Here is a 23,883-nt window from a genome sequence, read left to right as displayed (position 1 = left end):
TAAACAGCATTTGTATGTGGCGTAATTATCTGAAAACGGCCGTTAGGAATCTTACGAAACGCAAGTTGTATTCGGTGATCAATATCACCGGGCTGGCAACTGGTATCGCCTGCTTTATATTGTTGGCGCTTTATCTGCAAAATGAATGGACGTATGATCAATTCCACACGAATGCGGCAACATTATATCGCATTCGTACAGATTATGGTGAAAAAGACCAGCCGGTTATCCATACAGCGTATAACTTTAATGCGCTGGGAAATGTGATAAAGGATTACCCGGAGGTAAAGCAGATGTCGAGGGTTTATCCATACGCCAGTACGGTAAAGTATGGTGATAAAGTGGCCAATGAACAACGCTTTATTTATGCCGATCCGGCATTTTTTCAGATGTTCTCTTTTCCCCTAATCGCTGGTAATGCCACTTCAGTACTCAGTGGTCCCAATATGATCGTGTTATCTGTCTCCATGGCGAAGAAGTATTTTGGCACCACAGACGTAGTCGGCAAAAACCTGAAAATAAACGATAAAACGGAGTACCAGGTTACCGGCGTAGCAGAAGATGCTCCTGCCAATACACACCTAAAGTTTGATTTTGTGGCCAGCTATGCGTCTTTAGGGATAAAAGATAACTGGAATTCTCCAAACTATTTCACCTATGTACAGGTAGCCGGCAATGGGGGAGCTGAAGGGTTACATMAACGCCTTGGTGGCCTGATTAGGGATATGCTGAAAGACGTGACCAGGAATGGCGCGACCCTTGATTTTGTGCCGGAACCAGTGACGGGCATTCACATGTATTCTATTGCCGGCGCCGCCACAGAAGCCAGTGGCGATGCCCGCTATAATACTATCCTGACCATAGTAGCCATCCTGTTGTTACTGATCGCCTGCATCAACTTTATGAACCTCGCTACTGCCCGCTCGGCCGACAGAGGCCGGGAAATTGGGGTGCGCAAGGCACTGGGAGCAGTACGCGGACAGGTATTCTGGCAGTTTATGGCAGAATCTACCCTGATCACCAGTTGTGCTATGGTGATAGGTGTGCTCCTGGCATTGATATTACTGCCTTCGTTTAATAATATGGCAGATGTCCGGCTTACGATGGGCCTGGCTAACGGATACCGCATCTACGTTTTATTGACCCTGGTGTTTTTATTGACCACTTTTCTGGCAGGTACTTATCCTGCTATATTATTATCCCGATTCCGGCCGGTACAGGTGTTGAAAGGAAGAATGACCTACGCCACAGGTGGTAATATCCGCAAAACGTTAGTGGTGTTCCAGTTTGCAGCTTCAGTATTCTTTATTATCTGCACACTGGTAGTAGGTAATCAACTGAATTATATTCAACATAAAAAACTGGGACTAGACAGAGGACATGTGTTGGTATTGTCCGGCGACCATGTTTATCCACAGTTGCTCGCAACGATTAAAAGCAGGTTGTTACAACAGCCGGATATCCAACTTGTAAGTGCTTCCTATGATTCCCCGGTAGCTGTTGGCGGCGGCTATACCATTGACAGGCTGCAGGGTAAACCAGCAGACTATAGCATAAATATTACTGCTATCCCGGTAGAAAAAGACTATTTGCGTACAATGGGTATTCGCCTCATCGCCGGATCCGATTTGACAAATGCCGATATACAGGATGTTTTAAAACCGGATAGTGTCCGTGTAAATCATTTCTTCCTCAACGAAACGGCTGTGCATAACCTGGGCTGGAAACCGGAAGAAGCCATCGGCAAAAGGATGGTCATGAATGGCCGCATAGGCACCATTCAGGGTGTTATGCAGGATTTTCATTTTGCCTCTATGAAAAGCAAAATTGAGCCGATCATTGTTTTTCCAGAGTATGATTATTTCGGAGAAATATTGATTAAAACTTCCGGTAAAAACGACCCCAAAACCATTGCAGGCATAGGAAAGATCTGGGAAGAATATGTGCCGGGAACTCCATTTGAATACCACTTCATGGATGAAGATTTCAATAGTTTATACAAATCAGAATTCAGGACCAGTTCCATATTGACGACCTTTTCTATTGTGGTGATCCTGGTTTCCTGTCTGGGCTTATTGGGGCTGGCAGCCTTTACTGCAGAGCAGCGTACCCGGGAAGTAGGTATCCGTAAAATACTGGGTGCTTCTCCGGTTAACCTGGTAGCGTTGTTGTCTAAAGATTTTATTAAGCTCGTCCTCATCGCACTTTGCATGGCGGCTCCATTGGCCTGGTATGCCATGCATAACTGGCTGGAAACATTCGCGTATCATACCCATCTGAGTATATGGATTTTCCTGTTGGCCGGTACAATGGCGATTGTAATCGCCCTGCTGACAGTAAGTCTTCAATCGGTGAAAGCCGCATTAATGAACCCGGTCAAAAGCCTTAGATCCGAATAAATTTCCGCATCATGTTTAGAAATTATCTACTGGTATCATTAAGAAGTATCTGGCGCAATAAAGTGTTTTCCCTGATTAATATCATGGGACTGGTAGTGGGCATTACTGCTGCGCTGGTGGTGTATTTGCTGGTACATTATGAAAACAGTTTTGATAAATTTCAAAAGGATGGTGATCGCATGTTCCGCGTGGTGTCTAACATTCATTTTAGCGGTGACAGCGTAAAAAATTCCGGTGTAGCGGTACCAGTGGCAGCAGCCATGCGGGAAAACATACCGGCTGTGACTAACGCTGCACTCTATTTTGTAAATGATGTGACCGGGAGAATTACCGTAGCGGGAAAGGATTTTAAGAATAAGAACTACGACATCATTTACGCAGATAAAAATTACTTTGACCTCGTCAATTATCAATGGCTGTACGGCACTCCGGAAACATCCCTGCGGGAACCTTTTACTGTTGTATTATCCGAAAGCCGGGTAAAGAAGTACTTCCCAGGCTTAACACCGGTGCAGGTTATTGGTAAGGACATCGTCTATGATGACAGCATTCACGCCGCCGTTACCGGCGTAGTGGCTGACCTGAAGGGAAATACTGACCTTAGGTTTAATGAATTTATTGCCCTCTCTACCGCTTATACCGGGGGGATCAAAGATATTTTTATATCAGATAGCTGGAATAATACCAGCGCTACTACTCAGTTGCTGGTAAAACTGAAGAATGCATCAGACGCAGGCAATGTGACAACCCAACTGGCCAAACTTAGTCAGCAACATAAAGAAGGCGACGAACCAGCGATATTACAATTGCAACCGCTGAACGATATTCATTTTAACAGAGAGTATGGTGGATTTACCCGTATTGCCAGCAGATCGCAGTTATATGCCTTTGGGATGGTAGCTGTGGCGTTACTGATGCTGGCGGGTATCAACTTTATTAATCTTACTACTGCGCAGGCAGCACGCCGTGCACGGGAAACAGGCATCCGAAAATCAATGGGTAGCACCACCATGCAGTTGATGACACAGTTTCTTAGTGAAACGTTCATCCTGACGCTGGTGGCAGGTTTGTTGTCTTTGCTGATAGCCCCTGGAATTTTGCTGGCCTTCAAATCATTTTTACCAGAAGAACTATCCAGCGCAGCATTGTATACTGCACCGGTATTGCTTTTCCTGTGTGCATTATGCGTAGTCGTGTCATTGCTCGCGGGTATTTATCCGGCCCTGGTATTATCACAGTTTCAGCCGGTGGCCGTGCTTAAATCACAGGTGAATGCAGTCGGCGGTAAAGTGTGGCTGCGTAAAACACTGACCATCTCCCAGTTTGTAGTAGCGCAGTTTTTTATCATAGCCACGCTGATAGTGAGTAAACAAATTCATTATTCTATTAACAAGGATCTGGGTTTCCGGAAAGATGCCATACTGGTGGCTAATACCCCCTTTTATGACGAGCAGGGTAACAAACGCCAGGCACTGCAGGAAAAGATCGCAGCCATCCCGGAAGTTGCCATGGTGAGCAGAGGAAATTATACGCCTATTTTTGGCGGTACGGTAACCACTACGCTCAATTATAATGATGGCAAAAAAGATATTGCCAGGAACATGGAGATGCGCTACGGAGACAGCAACTACACGCAGGTGTATCATTTGCAGGTGTTAGCCGGCCGAAACCTGCGGACAACAGATACCATTTCAGAGTGGCTGCTGAATGAAAAAGCAGTGGAAGCATTTGGCTTCAGGCGTCCACAGGATGTGATAGGTGTTATTATCAATGAGCATCCTGTTGTAGGCGTAGTCAGAAACTTTAATTCCGGTAGTATGCGCAGTGCCATACCTCCAATGGCAATTGCCAGTTGGGCGGAAAAACAACATCGTAATATGCATATTCTGCTGCGGGAACCGGGTGAAGGAGGTCTGGTATGGAAACATGCCATTGCCAAAATCGAAAAAGCCTGGAAAGAAGTATATCCCCGGGAGGAATTCAGTTATAAATTCCTGGACAAAACGATAGAAGAGCTATATAAAAGTGAGCAACGTACGGTCACCTTATTAAACTGGTGTGCAGGGCTGGCATTTTTTATCAGCGCACTGGGGTTACTGGGCCTGGTTATTTTTACCACCAACCAGCGTACCCGGGAAATAGGTATCCGCAAAGTATTGGGGGCTACGGCCTGGCAAATGATAACATTGCTTACTTCCGACTTTATGAAGCTGGTAGGTATTGCTTTCGTACTGGCCATCCCGTTATCCTGGTGGGCTATGCAGCACTGGCTGGCTTCCTATGCCTACCGTACCCCTTTAAGCTGGTGGCTATTCGGGATAGGAGGTGGGCTAATGGCCCTGCTGGCCCTGGCTACTATGAGTATAAAAATAGTCCGGGCGGCATGGGGCAACCCGGTCAACGCATTAAAATCTGAGTAAACGCAGGCAATTACTTTTAATTATATTGCTATGCCGATATGCAGCAACATCACAATTATCAAAAAACAAATTAACCGATCATGATACAATTGCAGAAAATTTCCAGGCATTACCCGGTTGGATTCGGAAAAAATTACATCCTGAAAGATATTGACCTCACTATTAATGAAGGAGAGTTTGTATCTATCATGGGCCCTTCCGGTTCCGGGAAATCCACACTGCTGCACATTATGGGGCTGCTGGAAGAGCCTTCCGAAGGGCAATATCTGTTTGAAGGAGAGCGAGTAGACAAAATGAACGAAAAAAAACGTACCCAACTGCATCGCGGCTCCATTGGGTTTGTATTTCAGGCTTATCACCTGATAGACGAGCTGACCGTATACGAAAATATTGAAACCCCTTTACTGTATAAGAACATACCTGCTTCGGAAAGAAAAAGCCGGGTAGCCGATGTGTTGGATCGTTTTAATATGGTGGCAAAAAAAGACCTGTTCCCTAACCAGCTATCCGGTGGACAACAACAGCTGGTAGGTATAGCCCGCGCTATTGTTGCAGAACCGCGCGTTATCCTGGCCGATGAGCCTACCGGTAACCTGCATTCTGACCAGGCGAAAGTTATCATGCAGTTGTTCAAACACCTGAACGAGCAGGATAAGATCACCATTATACAGGTAACCCATTCAGACGTGAACGCCACCTATGGCAACCGCGTTATTCAGATCCGCGACGGTCAAATACAACCGTAAGACAGGTCACTTTTTAGAATTTTGTAAAAAAAAGATTATGTTGTACACTCAATTTATGAGGTATACTGCCATACCTGTTAAATTTTTGCCTTCTATCAAGAAAGGTGGAAAAGTATCATCACAATTATTATATTTTTGGTATGTTATGAGAATATCCCGAATAGCAGGAGTAATCCTGGTTTTATTGTTTGCTAACATATCATCCGCTGTAGCACAGGATACGTGGAGCTTGCAACGCTGTGTGGATTATGCCTTGCAAAATAACCTGACGGTTAAACAACAGGTGGTGCAGAAACGCCTCGCCGACCTGACTTTACAGCAAAGCCAGCTGCAAAGAATTCCTAACTTCAGAGCATCTACGGACGCAGGATATTCTGATGGTAGGCTTGCCGCCCTGGGAAACAACCAGTACGTTAATCAGTCTGTATTTACTGCCAATGGTAGTTTGAATATGGATGGTAATCTCTTTAGCTGGTTTTATTTGCAAAAAACGATTGCTGCTAACAGACTGGATGCCCATGCCAACAGCTTCCTGTTGGAAAAAGCAAGAAATGACCTAGCTTTTAACGTAGCTACCGCCTTTTTGCAGATACTACTCAATATTCAGACGGTTAATGTAAATGAAGAAAATGTAAGGCTGACTAACTCTAACCTGGACAATACCAAGAAACTGGTAATTGCCGGTTCAGTACCAGAAAGTAACCAGGCCGACCTGGAAGCCCAGCTGGCACAGGACAGTACCAATCTGGTTACTGCGCAGAATAATGTCATCATTTCTATTCTCCAGATAAAAGCTTATCTCAACCTCGGATTTGAAATCCCGTTCAAACCAGAGGTACCAGAAAATATTAGTAGTCTGCCCCTGGCGCCATTGCAGGAAATGGCCCCGGAAATGGTATACAGCGCTGCTTTAACAAACTATCCGTTGGTTAAATCCGATCAGTTAAAGATCCAGAGCGCAACAAAGGCTTACCAGGCTGCAAAAGCACAATTATATCCGAGTCTGGGTATAGGCGGTAACCTGAACACCAACTATGCGAATAACTATTATGATCAGACTAATAAGCTGATACCATTTCGTCAGCAGATCGATAATACCTTCCGGAAGTATATAGGGGTAAATTTGAGTATCCCTATCTTCAATGGCTGGCAGCAGCGTACCACCGTTGCCAAAGCAAAAATGAATGTATACAGCCAGGAACTGACCCGTGATATTGACAATCAGAAGCTGAAACAGGATATTTATACCGCACATGCCAATGCTGTAGCAGCATTACAGAAATATAATGCATCATCCACCGGGGTAATGGCGGCACAAAAAGCGTATGATTTTGCCACCAAACGCTTTAATCTCGGATTAATGAATACCATTGATTACATCACCACCCAAAGTAAATTATTCAGGGCGCAGGTAGATAAGGTATCGGCCCAATACGATTACATATTTAAAATGAAATTGCTGGAATTCTACAGAGATCAGAAAATATCGCTGTAGTGATGCCGGGAAATTAAATTGCTTTATGAAGAAAAAGACACTTTATTGGCTCATAGGCATACTTTGTTCACTCGTTATTTTGCTCCTGGTACTGAAAGCGTCCGGGGTTATTGGTAAGGAAGAAGGGATTAAAGTTGCAGTAGACAAAGCTTCTAACAGAAACATTATAGAAGTAGTAACCGCCAGCGGGAAAATTTATCCTGAAATAGAAGTAAAAGTAAGCTCCGATGTATCCGGTGAAATCACTGACCTGCTTGTACTGGAAGGCGATTCCGTAAAAAAGGGACAGGTACTGGCACGGATATACGCAGATATTTACGGATCTATGGTAGATAAGGCAGCGGCTTCTGTAAGTCAGCAACAAGCCCAGTTAGCCAATTCATCTGCGGCCCTCAACTCCTTTAAAGCCCGGTTGGCCCAGAACAAGGCAGCTTACGACCGTAACAAAGAATTACTTGGCCAGAAAGTGATCTCCAGATCAGAATTCGAAACTGCCGAAGCAACCTATCTCGCCTCCCTGGCAGATTATAACGCGGCAGTACAACAAATAAACGGGAATAGATTTGCCATCCAGAGCGCCAAAGCGGATCTGAATGAAGCCAATAAAAACCTGGGTCGTACCACCATCTCCGCACCCATGAGTGGTATCATTTCCTTACTGTCTGTAAAGAAAGGGGAACGTGTAGTAGGTACCGCACAAATGACGGGTACTGAAATGCTCCGCATTGCAGATATGAATACCATGGAAGTACAGGTAGACGTAGGCGAAAACGATGTACCTAAAGTAAAATATGGCGACACTGCTATCATTGAAGTGGATGCCTATAATAACCGTCAGTTTAAAGGTATTGTAACACAAATTGCCAGTTCCAGTAAAGGCGCTGCCACGGCTACTGCCAGCACCGCTTCTTCTGCAGAACAGGTAACCAGCTATATTGTACACATCCGCATTCTGCCATCCAGTTATCAGGACCTGATTGACAAGGTGGGCAAAAGGACCTTTCCTTTCCGTCCGGGTATGAGCGCCAGCGTGGATATTCAAACCAGACACGTAAATGATGTGCTCACCATTCCGATTAACGCGGTAACTACCCGTGATGCAGATACGACCAAGGGGCACGGAGATAAAAAGAAACCTGAACAAGATGATACTACTCCTGGTTCTTCTGCCAATACAAAACCCGTCGTAAATGAGGTGGTGTTTATATTACAGAAAGATGGTACTGTGAAAATGGTAGCCGTAAAAACAGGGGTTCAGGACGATGCCTGGATTCAGATCACTTCCGGTCTTAGTGCCGGCGACCAGGTTATCAGTGCACCATACACCGCTATCTCCCGTCTTTTGGAAAATGGTAAGAAAGTGAAGGTGGTGCCTAAAACAGACCTGTTTGAAGGACAGACAAAATAATTTTTAAGCAATTAGCCATTAGCTTTTAGTTTTTAGCAAAAAATGCAGCAAAGACAAGGGTAAAGTAGCATAATAACTACCTCTCTTTCTCTGCTGCATTTTTTGCTAAAAGCTAAAAGCTAATGGCTAACTGCTTTTTTAATTACATTGCGTAAAAATTTGCACTGTGAGCAAGAGCATCGGTATAATTGGCAGTGGTAGCTGGGCTACTGCCCTGGCAAAAATCCTGACAGACAACGGGCATCATATACATTGGTGGATCAGAAATGAAGATACGATTCGTCATATGCAGCAACGTCATCATAATAAACACTATCTCACTTCTGTATATTTTGACACCAGCCTGTTATCGCTCAGTAGTGATGTGAAGGCGGTAGTAGCTGCCTGTGATGAGCTGGTGCTGGCGGTGCCTTCTGCTTTTCTGGAAGATGTACTAAGCCAGCTACCATCGGATGCCCTGCAGAATAAGCACATTATTTCTGCTATTAAAGGCCTGGTGCCCAGTAACAATGTGCTGATAGGAGAATACCTGGATGCACAATTCAATTTACCGGCCAGCCAGTACTTCACCATAACCGGTCCCTGTCATGCGGAGGAAGTAGCCAATGAAAAGCTGTCTTACCTCACCTTTTCGGGTACTCATGTTGCTACTGCGCAAGCTATCGCCGATAAGTTTACATGCAGTTATCTTCAAACGATCGTAAATACTGATGTAATAGGGGTGCAACTGGCGGCAGTACTTAAAAATATTTATGCGCTGGGTGCAGGTATTGCACATGGACAGGAATATGGCGATAACTTCATCAGCGTATTTATCACGAATTGCTTCCGGGAAATGCAGGACTTCCTGGAAAAGTATGAGGAGCAGAAGGCTGCTGTGGCAGGAACGGAGCCAATGGTACATAATTACAGTGCCAGTGCTTATCTGGGCGATCTGTTGGTGACTTGCTATTCATTACATAGCCGTAACCGTACTTTCGGAAATATGATCGGAAAAGGATATAGCGTTAAAGCCGCGCAGCTGGAGCTGAATATGATTGCAGAAGGCTATTATGCCAGCAAGTGTATGTACGAAATGAACAGGAATATTGGAGCCTATATGCCGGTAGCTCAGGCAGTATATGCTATTTTGTGGCAACAGGTGCATCCTTCAGAAGCATTCCTGTCGCTGGAAAAGGGCTTTATATAAAGTTATTTCCCGCAAAACCAATAAGTAAGTAAAATGGAATCTCCGGGAAAAAACTCCCATCATCTCCCTTCGATTCCATTTTGGTCATTGTTTATGGTTTTGCGGGAAAGTATATCCTAAAAATCATCGTAGTCCTCGTAGTTATCTTCCCCAATCTTCATAATAGCCCGCACATTTGGGAAGTATTGTTTAATCAGGGTAGCAATCCTGGTAAAAAGATATTCGCTTAACACCGGCCCTTCATAATATTCAATTTCATTCGTTTCGTCAGAGATGATATACTCTGTAATATTCCTGTCTATAATAGCCTGAAACCTCCTTTGCCGCGGTAACTTCCGCAAATTGATTTTGGTCGGTATTCCATCTACGTTGAATGTACATGCAATGTTGCGCATAACGACGATTTTGGGTTTAAATGAGAAAATGGAATGGTTAGTTGTGTTTCACATGGTAGCTTGGGTGGTCATACTTCAGCTAAATTAAGCTGATATGGACAAAGAACAATATTGACAGCCGATTTTGATTAAATATTGTCATTTGTGCCAGATTATGCACCGCCGCCTGCGAAATACAATACAATTATAAATAATTATGTTTATAGAGACCGTTAATAGAATGTAAATACAGAAAATATAAATCTGTTCTGGGTACTTGTGGATAGAGGGCAAAAAGTGTGGATATTATTCCACACTTTTTGCCGGACAAATCCGCTGCAACCCTTCAAGGCAGGCATTGGATTGATATTTGGAACATCCTACATCCCGCTCCAGGAATGAGGGGAACTGGTTACTTGTTAACTGTGTTGCATAAAATTTTTACCATGAAGATTAGAACCTTGCTTTTTGTTACTTCTTATCCGCCACGCGAATGCGGCATTGCTACCTTCGCGCAGGATCTGGTAAATGCTATGAATAAGAATTTTGCCGGCAACCTGAACATTGAAATAGCTGCATTGGAAGAATCGGGAAAACCTGCCAACATCAAACAAACGCCTGTTACATACTCTGTTAATCCATTCGATATTGATAACTGTATTGATTTTGCCCAGAAAATAAATGAGAACGATAAAATAGACCTGGTTTGTTTTGAACATGAGTTTGGCTTGTATGGTGGTGAATACGGACATAACCTGTTAGCGATGCTTTCCTTATTGGATAAGCCTTTTGTAGTTCGCTTCCATACCGTATTACCCTACCCGGACCTTAAATGCACCAAAGTAGTAAGTCTTATCAGCGCACTGGCCGCAAAAGTAATTGTGATGACCCGCTCATCCGCTGAATTACTGCGCGGAGTATACCACGTGCCTGCCGATAAAATTGTACATATACCACACGGTACACACGCACACATCGTAGAAGATGTACCAGCGCTAAAAAAACATTATAACCTGGAAGGAAAAATGGTACTCAGTACCTTTGGCCTGCTCAGCGAAAATAAAGGCATAGAAACCGCTATCAGAGCCATGAAAGATATTGTAAAGCAATATCCTGATGCGATATACCTGGTACTGGGAAAAACACATCCGGTGATATTTTCCAGAGAGGGAGAGAAATACAGAAATTCACTGGAAGAACTGGTGACTGAACTGGGACTACAGCAGAATGTGAGATTCGTCAACTCCTATCTCTCGTTGAAAACATTACTCGATTATTTATCATTGACAGATATATACCTCTTTACGTCTAAAGACCCACATCAGGCGGTTAGCGGCACTTTCGTGTATGCGATGAGCGCAGGCTGCGCCATCATCTCTACCTCGTTTGTACAGGCTCGTGAGATGCTGGAAGACGGAGCCGGTTGTTTGATCGATTTCAATAACCCGGAACAACTGGCGGCAAGCGCCCTGTTATTACTGGGAAACCCTGCATTAAGACAGCAAATGAGCCAGTCGGCTATTGAGAAAACACGCAGTTCTATATGGGAAAATGTAGCCATTGCCCACATGAGCGTGATCAGTGAAGCCCTGGCAGAAGATAAAATACTGCCTAATCTGCCACCTCCATACCTCGATCATATTGATCGTATGACAGACGAATTTGGAATGCTGCAATTTTCCAAACATGATATACCCGATCCTGAATTCGGCTACACCCTGGATGATAATGCCCGGGCACTCATTGCCATGTGTATGTATAGCAATGAACTGAAGCCCAGCAGCTTTGTAAATTCATTATGCCACAAATACATTGATTTTATAGGCTATTGCCAGAAACCTTCCGGCAAATTCCTCAACTACGTGGATATTAACGGCGACTTTTCTGCCATGAATGAAGAAGTAAACCTGGAAGATGCCAACGGCCGTGCTGTATGGGCTTTGGGATATGCACTCTCTTCGCACAGAAGTCTCCCGTTTGATGCCGTACAGGACTCACTATCGCTCTTCAGACAGTGTTTTAACTGGATGGAGGCATTGCAGTCACCAAGAGCCATTGCCTTTACCATTAAAGGCCTGTACTACTTCTTAAAGTACAAACAAGGTGGAAGAGCAGCAGAGATCTTAAATATTCTGGCTGCAAAATTGTATAACAACTACAAAGACGAGGCAGATGAAAACTGGCATTGGTATGAATCTTACCTTACATACGGTAATGCAGTACTGCCCGAAGCCATGATGATGGCATATTATGTGACAGGGGTAGAAGTATACCGTAAAACAGCAGAAGACAGTCTGACGTTCCTTTGCAGCAAAACCTTTACCGATAGTCACATGAAGGTCATCAGCAATAAAACATGGTACCACAGGCATACCAACCAACAATCAGAAGATGGTGGAGAACAGTCTATCGAAGTAGCTTATACCATGTTGGCAATGAACACGTTTTATAACATCACAAAGAATAAATCATATCTGGAGAAAATGCGTTTGGCATTTAGCTGGTACTTAGGTAATAATCACCTGAAACAGCTGGTGTATAATCCGCTAACTTACGGTTGCTATGATGGCCTGGAGAAAAATAATATAAACCAGAACCAGGGCGCTGAATCTACCGTGTGTTATCTGATTGCCAGACTTTTGATGGAACAATGGAATAAACATAAGTATGTTACAACGAAACAAAATAGCCTGGAGCCTGTCCGACTCGGCTTCAACTGATAGCACAATGAAATATCCCAGTATTCTTATAATTGACGATGAACCGGATATTTGCAGGTTATTGCAACTTACACTCGTACGCCATGGATATACCGTAAAGTATGTACATGAGCTGGGAGAAGGTATKCAGGCCATCTTCAAACATCAACCGGACCTGCTTTTTCTCGATATCCATCTGCCAGATGGGTCTGGACTGGAAGCATTGCCGGTGATAAAGGAGAAATGTCCGACTTTACCCGTCATTACCATCAGCGCATATGATAATGCGATGGAGAAACAAACAGCCCTGAAAGCAGGAGCCGCATTTTTTCTGGCTAAACCTTTCAGCGTAAAACATGTTGATGAACTAATAGACACAATTAAAAGCTAGGGGCCTCTTAGTTATAATTAGTAATTTTAACTAAGCTTTTCTGTTGCCAATTACCACATATTAAAGAAGTATGAAAAATATTCTGATCATAGACGATGAAATTAATATCTGTACGCTCCTGAGTAAGTTTCTCGGGAAACATGGATTTGATGTGGATACTACCATGACAGGTAGTGCTGCACTGAAAATGATGAAGGAGAAAACCTATGACCTTGTACTTTGTGATTACAGGCTGAAAGATACTGATGGCGCACAACTGCTGCAGGATATACGCCTGATCAATCCTGCCACTATTGTGATCATTATCACTGGTTATACGGATGTGAGAGTGGCCGTGGAAATGGTGAAAAATGGTGCATACGATTACCTCTCTAAACCACTGTATCCGGATGAAATTCTGAGCCTGGTGCATAAAGCCTTTGCTCATAAGGAATCCGAACAGGAAAGACAAGCGGTAAGACCAGTGGAATCCGGTAGTGAGCCGGAAGTGAGGGAAACATTATTATCCCGCAGTCAGAATGATAAAAACGACAAATACGTATACGGTGAAAGTGAAGGCGCCAAAGAATTAATCCGTCAGATTAAACTGGTGGCACCTACCGATTACAGTGTGATTATTTTTGGCGAAACCGGTACCGGTAAAGAATCTGTCGCCCATTTGATCCACCATCACAGCAAAAGAAATCAACAACCGTTTGTGGCATTGGATTGCGGTAGTCTTTCGAAAGAACTGGCTGCCAGCGAACTGTTTGGCCATGAAAAGGGTTCTTTTACAGGCGCTATCAATACCAAAATAGGCGCCTTTGAACAGGCACAGGGAGGTACACTTTTCCTGGATGAAATCTCCAATTTATCTTACGATATACAGGTAGCATTGCTTCGTGTGCTGCAGGAAAAAGTAATACGCAGAGTAGGTAGCCTGAAAGAAATTCCGATCGATGTACGCATCATCGTAGCTTCCAATGAAAAGCTGTCTGAGTCTGTACAACGTGGCAAATTCAGAGAAGATCTGTTTCACCGCCTGAACGAATTCACTATCTATATTCCGCCGTTGAGAGAACGCCGCGATGACCTGCCTTTATTTACTACTGCTTTTGTAAACCAGGTAGAAAGAGAACTGGACAAATCCTGTGGAAAAATTTCTCCGGAAGTATGGGATTGCTTCAAGCAATATAACTGGCCTGGTAATATCCGTGAGTTGAAAAATGTCATCAGAAGAGCATGTTTGCTGACACCGGAAATGGAAGACATTACCATGATCGCCCTACCGCTGGAAATGAAAGAATCATTTTCACAGGCGCCCGAAGAAATCCATGTTTCTGGTGAACTGGCGATGTTATCCAACGATAATGACCTGAAAACAGTGGCCTTGCAGGCGGAGTATAATAAGATTATAAATGTGCTGAAAGAAGTGAAGTATAATAAAACAAAAGCAGCACAAGTACTGAATATAGATCGCAAAACACTTTACAACAAGTTGCGTTTGCTCAATATAAACTACTAGGAAAAATACGAATTAGAAATTACGAATTACGGATTTGTGAGAAGATGGTAAACACTTATATCTTCCCGCAAATCCGTAATTGTTTTTATGCTTTCTGTGTAATTGGAAGCGCAATAGTAAACACACTTCCCTTCCCGGTTTCACTATCTACATGTATTGTTCCTTTGTGATTTAAAAGTATGTTTTGTGTGCTGGTTAACCCAAGACCGGTGCCTTTAGCCTTGCTGGTATAGAATGGGTCAAACAACCTGGCCAGCTTATCTTCCGGAATGCCCATTCCATTATCACCAATCAATAATTTGGCTTTATCCTGACTACGTATACTGGTAATTGTTAGTATGCCTTTTCCTGGCGTCATCGCTTCAATAGCATTGATGATGATATTAAGAAAAGCAATCACTACTTTTTCTTCATCGGCACTTACCATGATATCCGGAGACACCAGGTTTCTTTCTACCTTTATTTCATTCAGTTGCAGTCGGTCTTGCGCCAGCAACAACGCCTTTTCTACCAGTTCGTTGATACCGTAATTATCTATCTGTAATTCTATCATACGGGTGCTGTGTAGCAGTTCCGTAATCAACTGATTAATACGGGTGCAATTTCGTTCAATGATATCGGTATACAGGAGTGCATCTTCATTGGCCACAACATCTTCTTCGTCTTTAAACTGGCTGACAGCCAGTAAAATATTGGTGAGCGGATTTCTTACCTCATGAGCTATCACCCTGGCAATACGGCCGGTGATTACAAACTTTTCCTGGTGTTGTTTTTCCTGTTCTTCTCTTTTTTTATCTGTAATATCCTGTATCACACAAAGAAAAATCTGTGCCGCTTCATCCAGTGTAACTGCATTGATAAGCACTACCAGTTTTTTATTCTCCGCGGTTTTAAATTCATATTCCCGGCTGCCAGGCAAGCCATTGTTATATATATCAGCCAGGAAATTATCGCTTTGTTCTTTAGAGATGAAGAGGTCCCGCAGATGTAGTTGTAGTATTTGCTCCCTGTTGTAATGTAATGTCCGCAGTGCAGCAGGGTTGGCATCTATAATATTGCGGTCTCCATCTGCCAGTATAATCAGGTCATGCGCTTTTTCAAAGATGCCATAATACTTTTTCTCACTATCCTCAATGGTACGACGGTGATTATATTCATCTACCGCGTACCGGATAGATCTTTCCAGCAGGTCGGCGGTAATTTCTCCTTTTACGAGGTAATCATAGGCCCCGGCCATCATGGCTTCCTGGTCAATATTATAATCGCCTTTACCAGTAAGCATAATTACCGGCAGCTGATTGGGCATTTGTTGTATGCGATGCAGAATATCGATACCGGTATTCGGTCCCAGGCGGTAGTCTACGAGGAATACATCATGAGTATTAGTTTCAAGTGCAGCGATACCTTTCTGGTAGGTAGATGCCCATTCCAGCATGTATTGTCCGGGTGAAATGTCGTGCAGCAATTCCGTTACGAGAAAGAAATCATCTTCATCATCATCTATCATTAAAATGTGTATCGGGCGCTCGCTCATCGCTTAAGATTAGTAGTTTGGCAATAAAAGAGAGAATCACAGCAATAAAGATGCTAGGCTTTTAATCGTTTTCATGATCTTCTGTTTTCGCCTTTTGCTTCAGAGGTAATATGATCACAAAGGTAGCACCTTTATCAGGCTCACCATAAGCTTGTATATAGCCATTATGACTATCTACTATTTTTTTGCAGATAGCCAGGCCTATGCCTGTTCCTGAATATTCGCTGATGCCATGCAGTCGTTGAAAGATGAGGAAGATGCGCTCAGCATAGGCTTGCTCGAAACCGATCCCGTTATCATCAAGACTGATGCGGCAAAAAAACTCGTTTCCGCGGCTTTCCTTCGCTATGCCCAATTCTTTCCCTGTAAGGATCTGATGATGGATATTGATGTTCAGTGGCCGGTCGGGACTGGCAAATTTAATGGAGTTGGCCAGCAGGTTTTGAAAAAGTTGATGGAAAGAAGTATCGCTGCCTTCAATAACAGGCAACTGATCATATTTAACCTGTACGTTTTTTTCTTCCAGTGTTACTTCGAGGTCACTGAGTACTTCCTGTAACAGTTTATTCATATTTACAGGTGTAATACTTTCGGGTGTAATACGGCCTGCCCTGGAAAAAATGAGCAGATCGTTGATGAGTACCCGCATCCGTGATACGGCCGATACCATGCGATCTATCAGTTGCGTGGCATCCGGGGGGAGTTGTTCCTTATATTTCATTTGCAGCCGGTCGCTGAAAGTGGAAATTTTCCGTAGAGGCTCCTGCAGGTCATGTGAAGCCACGTAGGCAAACTGCTCCAGTTCCTGGTTGGTTTTGTTCAACAGGGAAATGTTTTGTTGCAGGTCTCGTTGATAGGATTTCATCCGTCTTTCGATATGCAGTTGTAGTTTGAATTCTCTTGTAAGGGTAATATAAGAGTAGATGCCGATTAAAATGGCTACCAGCGAGGAAATGAAGATCATGGGTACCCACATTACAGCAAAGAAATGAAACAGTTCCGATTTTTCCTGTACCAGGCTTTCTTCAATACGGATCATGTCGCGTACTTTATTGTCGATGAGGTCCATTGACTTTTCCCCTTCTTTTACAGACAACGATTGCTTCAGCTGCGTATCGTTTTCTCCACCTACTTTCAGTTGTTGATACTTGATTGCCAGCAATCGCCGGAGCGTATCCAGGTGTCGTTGTTGCACGGGGTTATCGGCGGTGATTTTTCTTAGCAGCAGGTATTCCTTTTCAATCCGGTTGCTGCGTTCCAGCATACTGGGGTCCAGAAAGGAGCTGTCTTTGGTAAGACCATAACCACGGATGGCAGCTTCGGCCTCTTTTAGTTGACGGGTAATGACTTCGAGCCTTTTAGACACCTCTATTGCATGATTAAGTCTGCCCGCATTATCCAGCAGGTTCTTGGCCACCAGGTAAGAGAACACCGAAGCGGCTACGATTACCGTGAATGCAATAAAAAATCCAAGTCGTATTTTCTTGTGTACTGAAAAATGCATCTGATTGTATGGGATGTTGAGAAAGCATTTCAAGTTACTATTTATGTGTGAAATTTTAGATTAAAAAACGGGGTTTTTTCCCGCAATGTGCTGCTGAGCAACATATTCCACAGAATGCCAATTAATTCTACAAGCCTTACGAACCCTGCAGGATGAGCGTATAAACAACATTACCGCAGAGATAGGAACGCCTTGTAACGATTGTCAGCATTGGGTTTTAAGGAGATGTATGACGCAGCGATCATGCCGGTCGCCGTCATTGGAATGAACTTTGGATAACTAACAACAGTTCTTTACCAATAAAAAATTGAGTTATGAATAATCCGGATAAAAATAAACAGCCTATCCCTGATCCTGCAGCTCCAGACAAACAACAGCCCGGAAAAGAAGATCCAGTACCGGTACAACCACCACCGGATAAACCCGAAATAGCACCCATTCCAGAAGAGTTGCCGGAGAGGGACAATCCCCGGAAACCTGCAGATCCGCAGGCGGGAGAAGAAAAAGAACAAGCTTTTAAAAGACAATCACCTGGTAATCATTAACCATTCTTAAAAAAACTGTTACAATGCCTACTACAAAAACGGCCACCAATGGCACTGCGAAGAAAGCCGGCAGCGAGAAAATGTCCGGTTCTAAATTTCATGAACTTTTCATGGATGAATTGAAAGACATTTATTGGGCAGAGAAAAATCTTGTAAAGGCATTGCCTAAGATGCAGAAAGCTGCTACTTCCGCCGAGTTGACTACCTGCATAGGTAATCACCTGGTAGAAACGAAAGAACACGTAGCAAGGCTGGAACAGGTATTTGAACTGTTGGGAAAAAAGCCACAGGCAAAGAAGTGCGAAGCCATGGAAGGTCTGATTGCAGAAGGACAGGAAGTATTAGCAGATACAGAAGAAGATACCGCTGTTAGAGATGCGGGTATCATCATTGCTTCCCAGAAAATTGAGCACTACGAAATATCTGCCTACGGCAGTTTACGAACACTGGCCAATGTAATGGGGCATACCGCAGTAGTGAAATTACTGGAGCAAACTTTAAAAGAAGAAAAAAATGCTGACAGCTTACTCACAGAAGTAGCTGAATCTACGGTKAATGAGGCAGCGGCAGCAGAATGAGTGAATGAAGATTCTATAATTGTTAATGGAAAAACTGCAAAAAGGTCCCTGGTTTTTCGGGGACCTTTTTTAAATCTGATCGTATGCAAAAAACAAATACTAAAAAAGCAGTAAGACCTGCCCGCCAGCAACCCGTGCAACCCGGACTGGAAGAAGAAATGGACCCATCACCGGACAAATCCTGTATCCCAATGGAGGGGAAATCGTAAATGGTTAGCATTGATCAGATCACAGACCCCATAGCAGTAGCCAAATCCGTAAAGCTGCGCTACGTAAAGGCAGATATGCCGGGATACACCCGCGTGCGTAAAGGAGCGGATTTTATTTACCAGGATAGTAAGGGTACGGTAGTGAAGGATGAGGAGGTGCTGGCCCGCATCCGAGGATTGGTACTGCCTCCTGCCTGGGAAAATGTATGGATCTGCACCTGGCCCAACGGTCACCTGCAGGCCACCGGCATAGATGCAAAAGGCCGTAAGCAATACCGCTATCATACTACGTGGGGTAGGGCCCGCAATGAAACGAAGTACTATCGTCTCCGCCAGTTTGCTGAAAAATTACCCGGTATACGGAAACGAATACACGAAGATTTGAAACGACCGGCGCTGGATAAAGACAAGGTCATTGCTATTGCATTATCTGTGATGGAAGAAACACTCATCCGGGTGGGAAATGTTTCCTACGAAAGGTTATACGGCTCACATGGATTAACTACCCTGCGGGATAAACATGTGAAAATAAACGGCAGCAAAGCCTTCTTCCAGTTTCGGGGTAAAAAAGGTGTGGAACATAAAATTGAACTACGTGATGCCTCCCTGGCAAAATTGCTTAAAAAAGTACAGGATGTTCCGGGACAGGTGCTGTTTCAATACTACGATGAAAACGGAGACCATAAAGGGCTGGATTCCGGTGAAGTAAATGACTATATCAAACAATGCTGTGCGGAAGATGAATTTACCTGCAAGGATTTCCGCACCTGGGCAGGCACAGTGAATGCACTAAATCTTTTGGCAGATCTTACCCCCTTTGAATCCGTTACTGAATGCCGCCGGAACATTGTAGCAATAATAGACGGTGTGGCGGGCAAATTGGGGAATACCCGCGCCGTGTGTAAGAAGTATTACATCCATCCGCAAATCCTCGACAGTTACGAAAAAGGCGATCTGGAGCCCTGGCTGCAACAGCTGCGTGCTAAACGCAGTAAACCCGCCAGTGGCGGGTTACATGCGGATGAAAAAGTACTCTTGGAATTTCTTAAGAATGCCTGATCAGGCTTCCGTAAAATAAGCGTAAAACAAGCTATGAAAATAGGAGCTGTTCCTCTCTGTCTTCGACTTTAATCTTCTGAATAAATTCATCAAATCCAGCCTCTTCGTGCGAACTGTAAGCGCCGTAAGCGTCCAGTACGTAACCTTTTTGGCCCTCTTTGTCTTCCAGTACATACAGAATAGAGGAATCTGATGGATCTGACTCTCCCTCAAAACGATACGTTTTAATGATGGTCAGGTCTTCCGGATTATAAATCTTCTGCGCATCCTTATTCTGTAATCTGCCATGATCACTCATATTTAATTCATGATCAAAGCCTCTCTCATGCAGTTTTTCCAGCACTCTTGATAAAGTTGTCATTTCACCTGGCTTTTCCATAAAAAAAGGGTTTTAGTTGAAATGTCAAAAACCAAAAGTTATGCCGCGATGTTTTATTAGAGTGGTACTATTTGTGTTAACTTTTTATTAATACCAAAACTATTACATCATGCGTGCAATATGGTCAGGATCTATAGGATTTGGACTGGTAAATATTCCAGTGAAACTATTTAGCGCTACCCAGGACAGCCGTCTGGACCTGGACATGCTCGACAGCAAAGACGGAGCGCATATCAAATTTAAACGGGTAAACGAAAACTCAGGTAAAGAAGTCCCCTGGGAACAGATCGTGAAAGGATATCTCTACAAAGATGAATATGTAGTACTGGAAGATGAAGACTTCGAAGCCGCCAGCCCAAAGAAAAGCAAGATTATAGAAATCGAATCATTTGTGGAAGAAACAGATATAGATGACATCTATTTCGAATCTGCTTACTTTATTGAACCGGCAAAAGGAGGAGAAAAAGCCTATTCCTTATTGCTGCAAACCCTCGAAAAAACCGGTAAAGCAGGCTTAAGCCGCTTTGTACTGCGTTCGCAGGAGCACCTTTCCGTCATACGTCCACGTGAAAATTACCTCCTGCTACAGCAACTCCGCTTTGAAGAAGAAGTAAGGTCATCCAAAGAGCTCACACTTCCGGCCAATGTTAAATTCACCAAAAAGGAGCTGGATATGGCCATGGAATTGGTAAAGCAATATACCGCCGACTTTGATATTACACAGTATAAAGATGAATATAAGGCAGAGCTGCTTAAAATAATCAAAGCCAAAGCCGGTGGTAAGAAAACTGTTGTGAAGAAAATGCGGGTAGTGCATACCAAGAGCGATGACCTCTTTGATCAGTTAAAAGCCAGTCTCGGAAAACCAGCGGCTAAAAAACGTGCATCATGACCCTGTCTAAATACAAACAAAAAAGGAACTTCTCTGAAACCACAGAACCCACAGCCGGTAAGGCCGTGCAAGGGAAACATATTTTTGTGGTACAACGTCATCATGCCTCCCGTTTGCATTACGATTTCAGACTGGAAGTGAACGGAGTACTCAAGAGCTGGGCAGTGCCCAAAGGGCCTTCCATGAATCCGGCAGATAAAAGACTGGCGATGGAAGTGGAAGATCATCCGTATGACTATAAAGATTTTGAAGGCACCATCCCGGCGGGTAACTACGGCGCCGGTACGGTATACATCTGGGATAAAGGCACCTTTGAGCTCATGAATCCCAATGGCAGCAGCTTCGATAAGGAAGCACTTAAAGAATTAAAATCCGGCGACCTGAAAATAGTGATGAAAGGAAAGAAGCTGAAAGGCGAATTCGCGCTTGTGAAAATGAAAGGGAAAGAAGAAAACGCCTGGCTGCTGATTAAACACAAAGATAAGTACGCCGTAGCCGAGTATAACAGTGAAGACTATACGCCCGAAAAAATAAAAGCCCGGGGATTGAAAGAAAAAGACGCTGCCAGGCAGGTGGCAAAAAAAAAACCGGTAATACGCGTGAGGTCTTCCGTTGAAGCACCTGCATCTTCCGGAATAAAAATAAAGAAAACAGCCATTAAAAAAGTGTACAAGCCCATGCTGGCAACACTGGTAAGCGATGCCTTTGATAGTGCTGAATGGCTGTTCGAAACCAAATGGGACGGCTATCGCGCCATTGCCAGTGTAAACAATCATAAAGTAGCCCTTTACTCCCGGAATGAGAAATCCTTCTTGAAGGACTATCCCCCGGTAGTGGCTGCCGTGGAGAAAATTTCGCACAATGTGGTACTGGACGGAGAGATCATTGTACTGGATAAAAAGGGGGGCTCCAACTTCCAGTCGTTGCAAAATTACAAGACCACGGGCAAGGGTAATCTCGTATATGTAGTGTTTGACCTGCTCCACCTGGACGGCCACGAATTGCAGCAACTTACGCTGCTGGAAAGAAAAAGTTTATTGAAAGACCTGGTAGCCGGTTTGGGTGATAAAACAATCCGCTTTTCAGCACATGTGTTAAAAAATGGACTGCGCTTCTTTAAAAAGGCACAGGAGAAAGAATGGGAAGGCATTATCGCCAAAAGAACGGATAGCATTTATGAAGAAGGCAGGAGGGGGATGTCGTGGCTGAAAATTAAGATCGTAAATGAACAGGAAGCATTGATCTGTGGTTATACAGCACCCCGTGGCAGCAGGAAAAAAATAGGCGCCCTGGTACTGGGAATGTATGAAGGCAAAAAGCTGAAGTACATCGGGCATTGTGGTGGAGGCCTGAATGAAGCCACTATCGGAGACCTCTACGACAAGTTGCAGCCATTGATCGCCAAAGCCTCTCCATTCGAAGAAAAGGTAGCTACCAATATGCCGGTAACCTGGGTGAAGCCAAAGGTGGTATGCCAGGTAAAATTCCAGGAATGGACCGGTGACGGACATTTAAGACAACCCATTTTCCTGGGTTTACGGGAAGATAAACCAGCAAAGGATGTACATCCGGAAACGGCTAAAAAAATTTAACCATGGCAACACCTGAAAAAGAACGCATACTGACTTTAAACAGTAAAAAAGTAACGCTGACAAATCAGTCAAAGCTGTACTGGCCGAACGAAAAAATTACCAAGGGGCAGTTGATTGACTATTACCTGTCGGTATCGAAATATATTTTACCGCACCTGAAAGACCGTCCTTTATCGCTGCATCGCTTCCCCAATGGCATTGACGGGCCTTCTTTTTATCAGAAAGATCTGGACCTGACGCAAACACCCTCCTGGATTAAGAGCGTGCCGCTGCTGGCCGATTCTACCGGTAAAAATGTGGATTACCTGGTGTGTAATAATGAAGCTACGCTGGCATATATGGCAAATCTTGGCTGTATTGAAATAAACCCATGGCTGTCCAGGGTGAACACCCTGGATAATCCGGATTTTATCATACTGGACCTCGACCCTGAAAATATTGATTTCAAATATGTGGTGGAAACTGCACTGCATATTAAGGCTATGCTCGATAATTTCAGTATCACTTCCTTCTGTAAAACTTCCGGCTCTACTGGTTTACATATTTATATCCCAACGGGAACGGCTAAAGTAAGTTACGATAGTAGCCGCCTGTTTGCAGAATATATTGCACGGCATGTTAATGAAGAGTTGCCTAAAAACACCAGTGTAGTCAGGGCAAAGGCTGCCAGGAATAAAAAAGTGTACATTGATTTTTTACAGAATAGTCGTGGTCAAACGGTAGCGGCTCCTTATTCCGTTCGTCCCAAACCCGGTGCTACCGTATCTATGCCGTTATTATGGAAAGAAGTGACAGCGAAATTAAGCATCAGTGATTTTGATATATTCAACTCTCTGGAACGTATAAACGAAAAAGGTGACCTGTGGCAGGATATCAGGAGTGTAAAGAATGATTTGCGTAAAGCCATAAAGGAAATAGAAAACCGGGTAAAGGTATAACTTCAAAAAACGACCTTATCCAACGAGC

At 43.8% G+C, this 23,883-nt stretch carries 20 protein-coding genes; 16 read left to right on the top strand and 4 right to left on the bottom strand.

Annotation, left to right across the window (positions count from 1 at the left end; genetic code table 11):
• The first annotated feature begins 14 nt into the window (after nt 1-14).
• The 6 genes from AC1DCV_RS13565 (at nt 15) to AC1DCV_RS13540 (ending at nt 9,657) form a co-directional block, all read left to right on the top strand.
• On the top strand, nt 15-2,399 hold the full coding sequence (locus AC1DCV_RS13565; RefSeq protein WP_477023648.1) for an ABC transporter permease: 2,385 nt from the start codon (nt 15-17) through the stop codon (nt 2,397-2,399).
• Nucleotides 2,400-2,410: 11 nt separating this feature from the next.
• Nucleotides 2,411-4,819: an ABC transporter permease gene (locus tag AC1DCV_RS13560; RefSeq protein WP_477023647.1), complete on the top strand. Its 2,409-nt coding sequence runs from the start codon at nt 2,411-2,413 to the stop codon at nt 4,817-4,819.
• A gap of 80 nt (nt 4,820-4,899) precedes the next feature.
• Nucleotides 4,900-5,565: an ABC transporter ATP-binding protein gene (locus AC1DCV_RS13555; protein ID WP_211973543.1), complete on the top strand. Its 666-nt coding sequence runs from the start codon at nt 4,900-4,902 to the stop codon at nt 5,563-5,565.
• Between the two features lie 145 nt (nt 5,566-5,710).
• Entirely contained in the window at nt 5,711-7,060 is a 1,350-nt protein-coding gene (locus tag AC1DCV_RS13550; protein ID WP_477023646.1) for a TolC family protein, read from the top strand.
• Nucleotides 7,061-7,085: 25 nt separating this feature from the next.
• Entirely contained in the window at nt 7,086-8,468 is a 1,383-nt protein-coding gene (locus tag AC1DCV_RS13545; RefSeq protein ID WP_477023645.1) for an efflux RND transporter periplasmic adaptor subunit, read from the top strand.
• Nucleotides 8,469-8,634: 166 nt separating this feature from the next.
• The gene (locus tag AC1DCV_RS13540) at nt 8,635-9,657 is read left to right on the top strand and encodes an NAD(P)H-dependent glycerol-3-phosphate dehydrogenase (protein WP_477023644.1); all 1,023 of its coding nucleotides are present in this window, start codon (nt 8,635-8,637) and stop codon (nt 9,655-9,657) included.
• A gap of 116 nt (nt 9,658-9,773) precedes the next feature.
• Here AC1DCV_RS13540 and AC1DCV_RS13535 read toward each other — a convergent pair whose 3' ends face one another.
• Nucleotides 9,774-10,052, bottom strand: a complete 279-nt coding sequence (locus tag AC1DCV_RS13535) for a hypothetical protein (protein WP_441577711.1) — start codon at nt 10,050-10,052, stop codon at nt 9,774-9,776.
• Nucleotides 10,053-10,477: 425 nt separating this feature from the next.
• On the opposite strand from AC1DCV_RS13535, the gene AC1DCV_RS13530 reads away from it, so the two are divergent.
• From AC1DCV_RS13530 to AC1DCV_RS13520, 3 genes are all read left to right on the top strand, one after another.
• The gene (locus AC1DCV_RS13530) at nt 10,478-12,751 is read left to right on the top strand and encodes a glycosyltransferase (protein WP_477023643.1); all 2,274 of its coding nucleotides are present in this window, start codon (nt 10,478-10,480) and stop codon (nt 12,749-12,751) included.
• Between the two features lie 7 nt (nt 12,752-12,758).
• Nucleotides 12,759-13,121, top strand: coding sequence for a response regulator (locus tag AC1DCV_RS13525; RefSeq protein WP_477023642.1), 363 nt, complete (start codon nt 12,759-12,761; stop codon nt 13,119-13,121).
• 70 nt (nt 13,122-13,191) lie between these two features.
• On the top strand, nt 13,192-14,625 hold the full coding sequence (locus AC1DCV_RS13520) for a sigma-54-dependent transcriptional regulator (RefSeq protein WP_477023641.1): 1,434 nt from the start codon (nt 13,192-13,194) through the stop codon (nt 14,623-14,625).
• An 85-nt stretch (nt 14,626-14,710) separates the two neighbouring features.
• On the opposite strand, the gene AC1DCV_RS13515 is transcribed toward AC1DCV_RS13520, so the two are convergent.
• Nucleotides 14,711-16,159: a two-component system sensor histidine kinase NtrB gene (locus tag AC1DCV_RS13515; RefSeq protein ID WP_477023640.1), complete on the bottom strand. Its 1,449-nt coding sequence runs from the start codon at nt 16,157-16,159 to the stop codon at nt 14,711-14,713.
• Between the two features lie 61 nt (nt 16,160-16,220).
• Entirely contained in the window at nt 16,221-17,663 is a 1,443-nt protein-coding gene (locus tag AC1DCV_RS13510) for a sensor histidine kinase (RefSeq protein WP_477023639.1), read from the bottom strand.
• 314 nt (nt 17,664-17,977) lie between these two features.
• Here AC1DCV_RS13510 and AC1DCV_RS13505 point away from each other — a divergent pair, with 314 nt between their 5' ends.
• The 4 genes from AC1DCV_RS13505 (at nt 17,978) to AC1DCV_RS13490 (ending at nt 20,054) form a co-directional block, all read left to right on the top strand.
• Nucleotides 17,978-18,208, top strand: coding sequence for a hypothetical protein (locus tag AC1DCV_RS13505; RefSeq protein WP_477023638.1), 231 nt, complete (start codon nt 17,978-17,980; stop codon nt 18,206-18,208).
• Between the two features lie 23 nt (nt 18,209-18,231).
• Nucleotides 18,232-18,786 carry a YciE/YciF ferroxidase family protein gene (locus tag AC1DCV_RS13500; RefSeq protein ID WP_477023637.1) on the top strand — a complete coding sequence of 185 codons (555 nt, stop codon included), beginning with the start codon at nt 18,232-18,234 and terminating at the stop codon, nt 18,784-18,786.
• An 83-nt stretch (nt 18,787-18,869) separates the two neighbouring features.
• Complete coding sequence (locus tag AC1DCV_RS13495) at nt 18,870-18,995, top strand: hypothetical protein (RefSeq protein WP_477023636.1); 126 nt, start codon at nt 18,870-18,872, stop codon at nt 18,993-18,995.
• Nucleotides 18,996-20,054, top strand: a complete 1,059-nt coding sequence (locus AC1DCV_RS13490) for a DNA topoisomerase IB (RefSeq protein ID WP_477023635.1) — start codon at nt 18,996-18,998, stop codon at nt 20,052-20,054.
• Between the two features lie 31 nt (nt 20,055-20,085).
• On the opposite strand, the gene AC1DCV_RS13485 is transcribed toward AC1DCV_RS13490, so the two are convergent.
• Nucleotides 20,086-20,433, bottom strand: coding sequence for a hypothetical protein (locus tag AC1DCV_RS13485; protein ID WP_477023634.1), 348 nt, complete (start codon nt 20,431-20,433; stop codon nt 20,086-20,088).
• A 109-nt stretch (nt 20,434-20,542) separates the two neighbouring features.
• On the opposite strand from AC1DCV_RS13485, the gene ku reads away from it, so the two are divergent.
• The 3 genes from ku to ligD (AC1DCV_RS13470) are packed head-to-tail and all read left to right on the top strand — an operon-like array spanning nt 20,543 to nt 23,855.
• The gene (gene ku, locus AC1DCV_RS13480; protein ID WP_477023633.1) at nt 20,543-21,325 is read left to right on the top strand and encodes a non-homologous end joining protein Ku; all 783 of its coding nucleotides are present in this window, start codon (nt 20,543-20,545) and stop codon (nt 21,323-21,325) included.
• The gene (gene ligD, locus AC1DCV_RS13475; protein ID WP_477023632.1) at nt 21,322-22,917 is read left to right on the top strand and encodes a non-homologous end-joining DNA ligase; all 1,596 of its coding nucleotides are present in this window, start codon (nt 21,322-21,324) and stop codon (nt 22,915-22,917) included. The genes ku and ligD (AC1DCV_RS13475) overlap by 4 nt, the downstream gene beginning before the upstream one ends.
• Nucleotides 22,918-22,919: 2 nt before the next feature.
• Nucleotides 22,920-23,855: a non-homologous end-joining DNA ligase gene (ligD, locus tag AC1DCV_RS13470; RefSeq protein ID WP_477023631.1), complete on the top strand. Its 936-nt coding sequence runs from the start codon at nt 22,920-22,922 to the stop codon at nt 23,853-23,855.
• Nucleotides 23,856-23,883: the final 28 nt, after the last annotated feature.

Source organism: Chitinophaga sp. 10T418 (assembly GCF_056394125.1).
The sequence above is the reverse complement of the archived record's forward strand: the minus strand, read 5'-3'. Positions and strand labels throughout refer to the sequence as shown.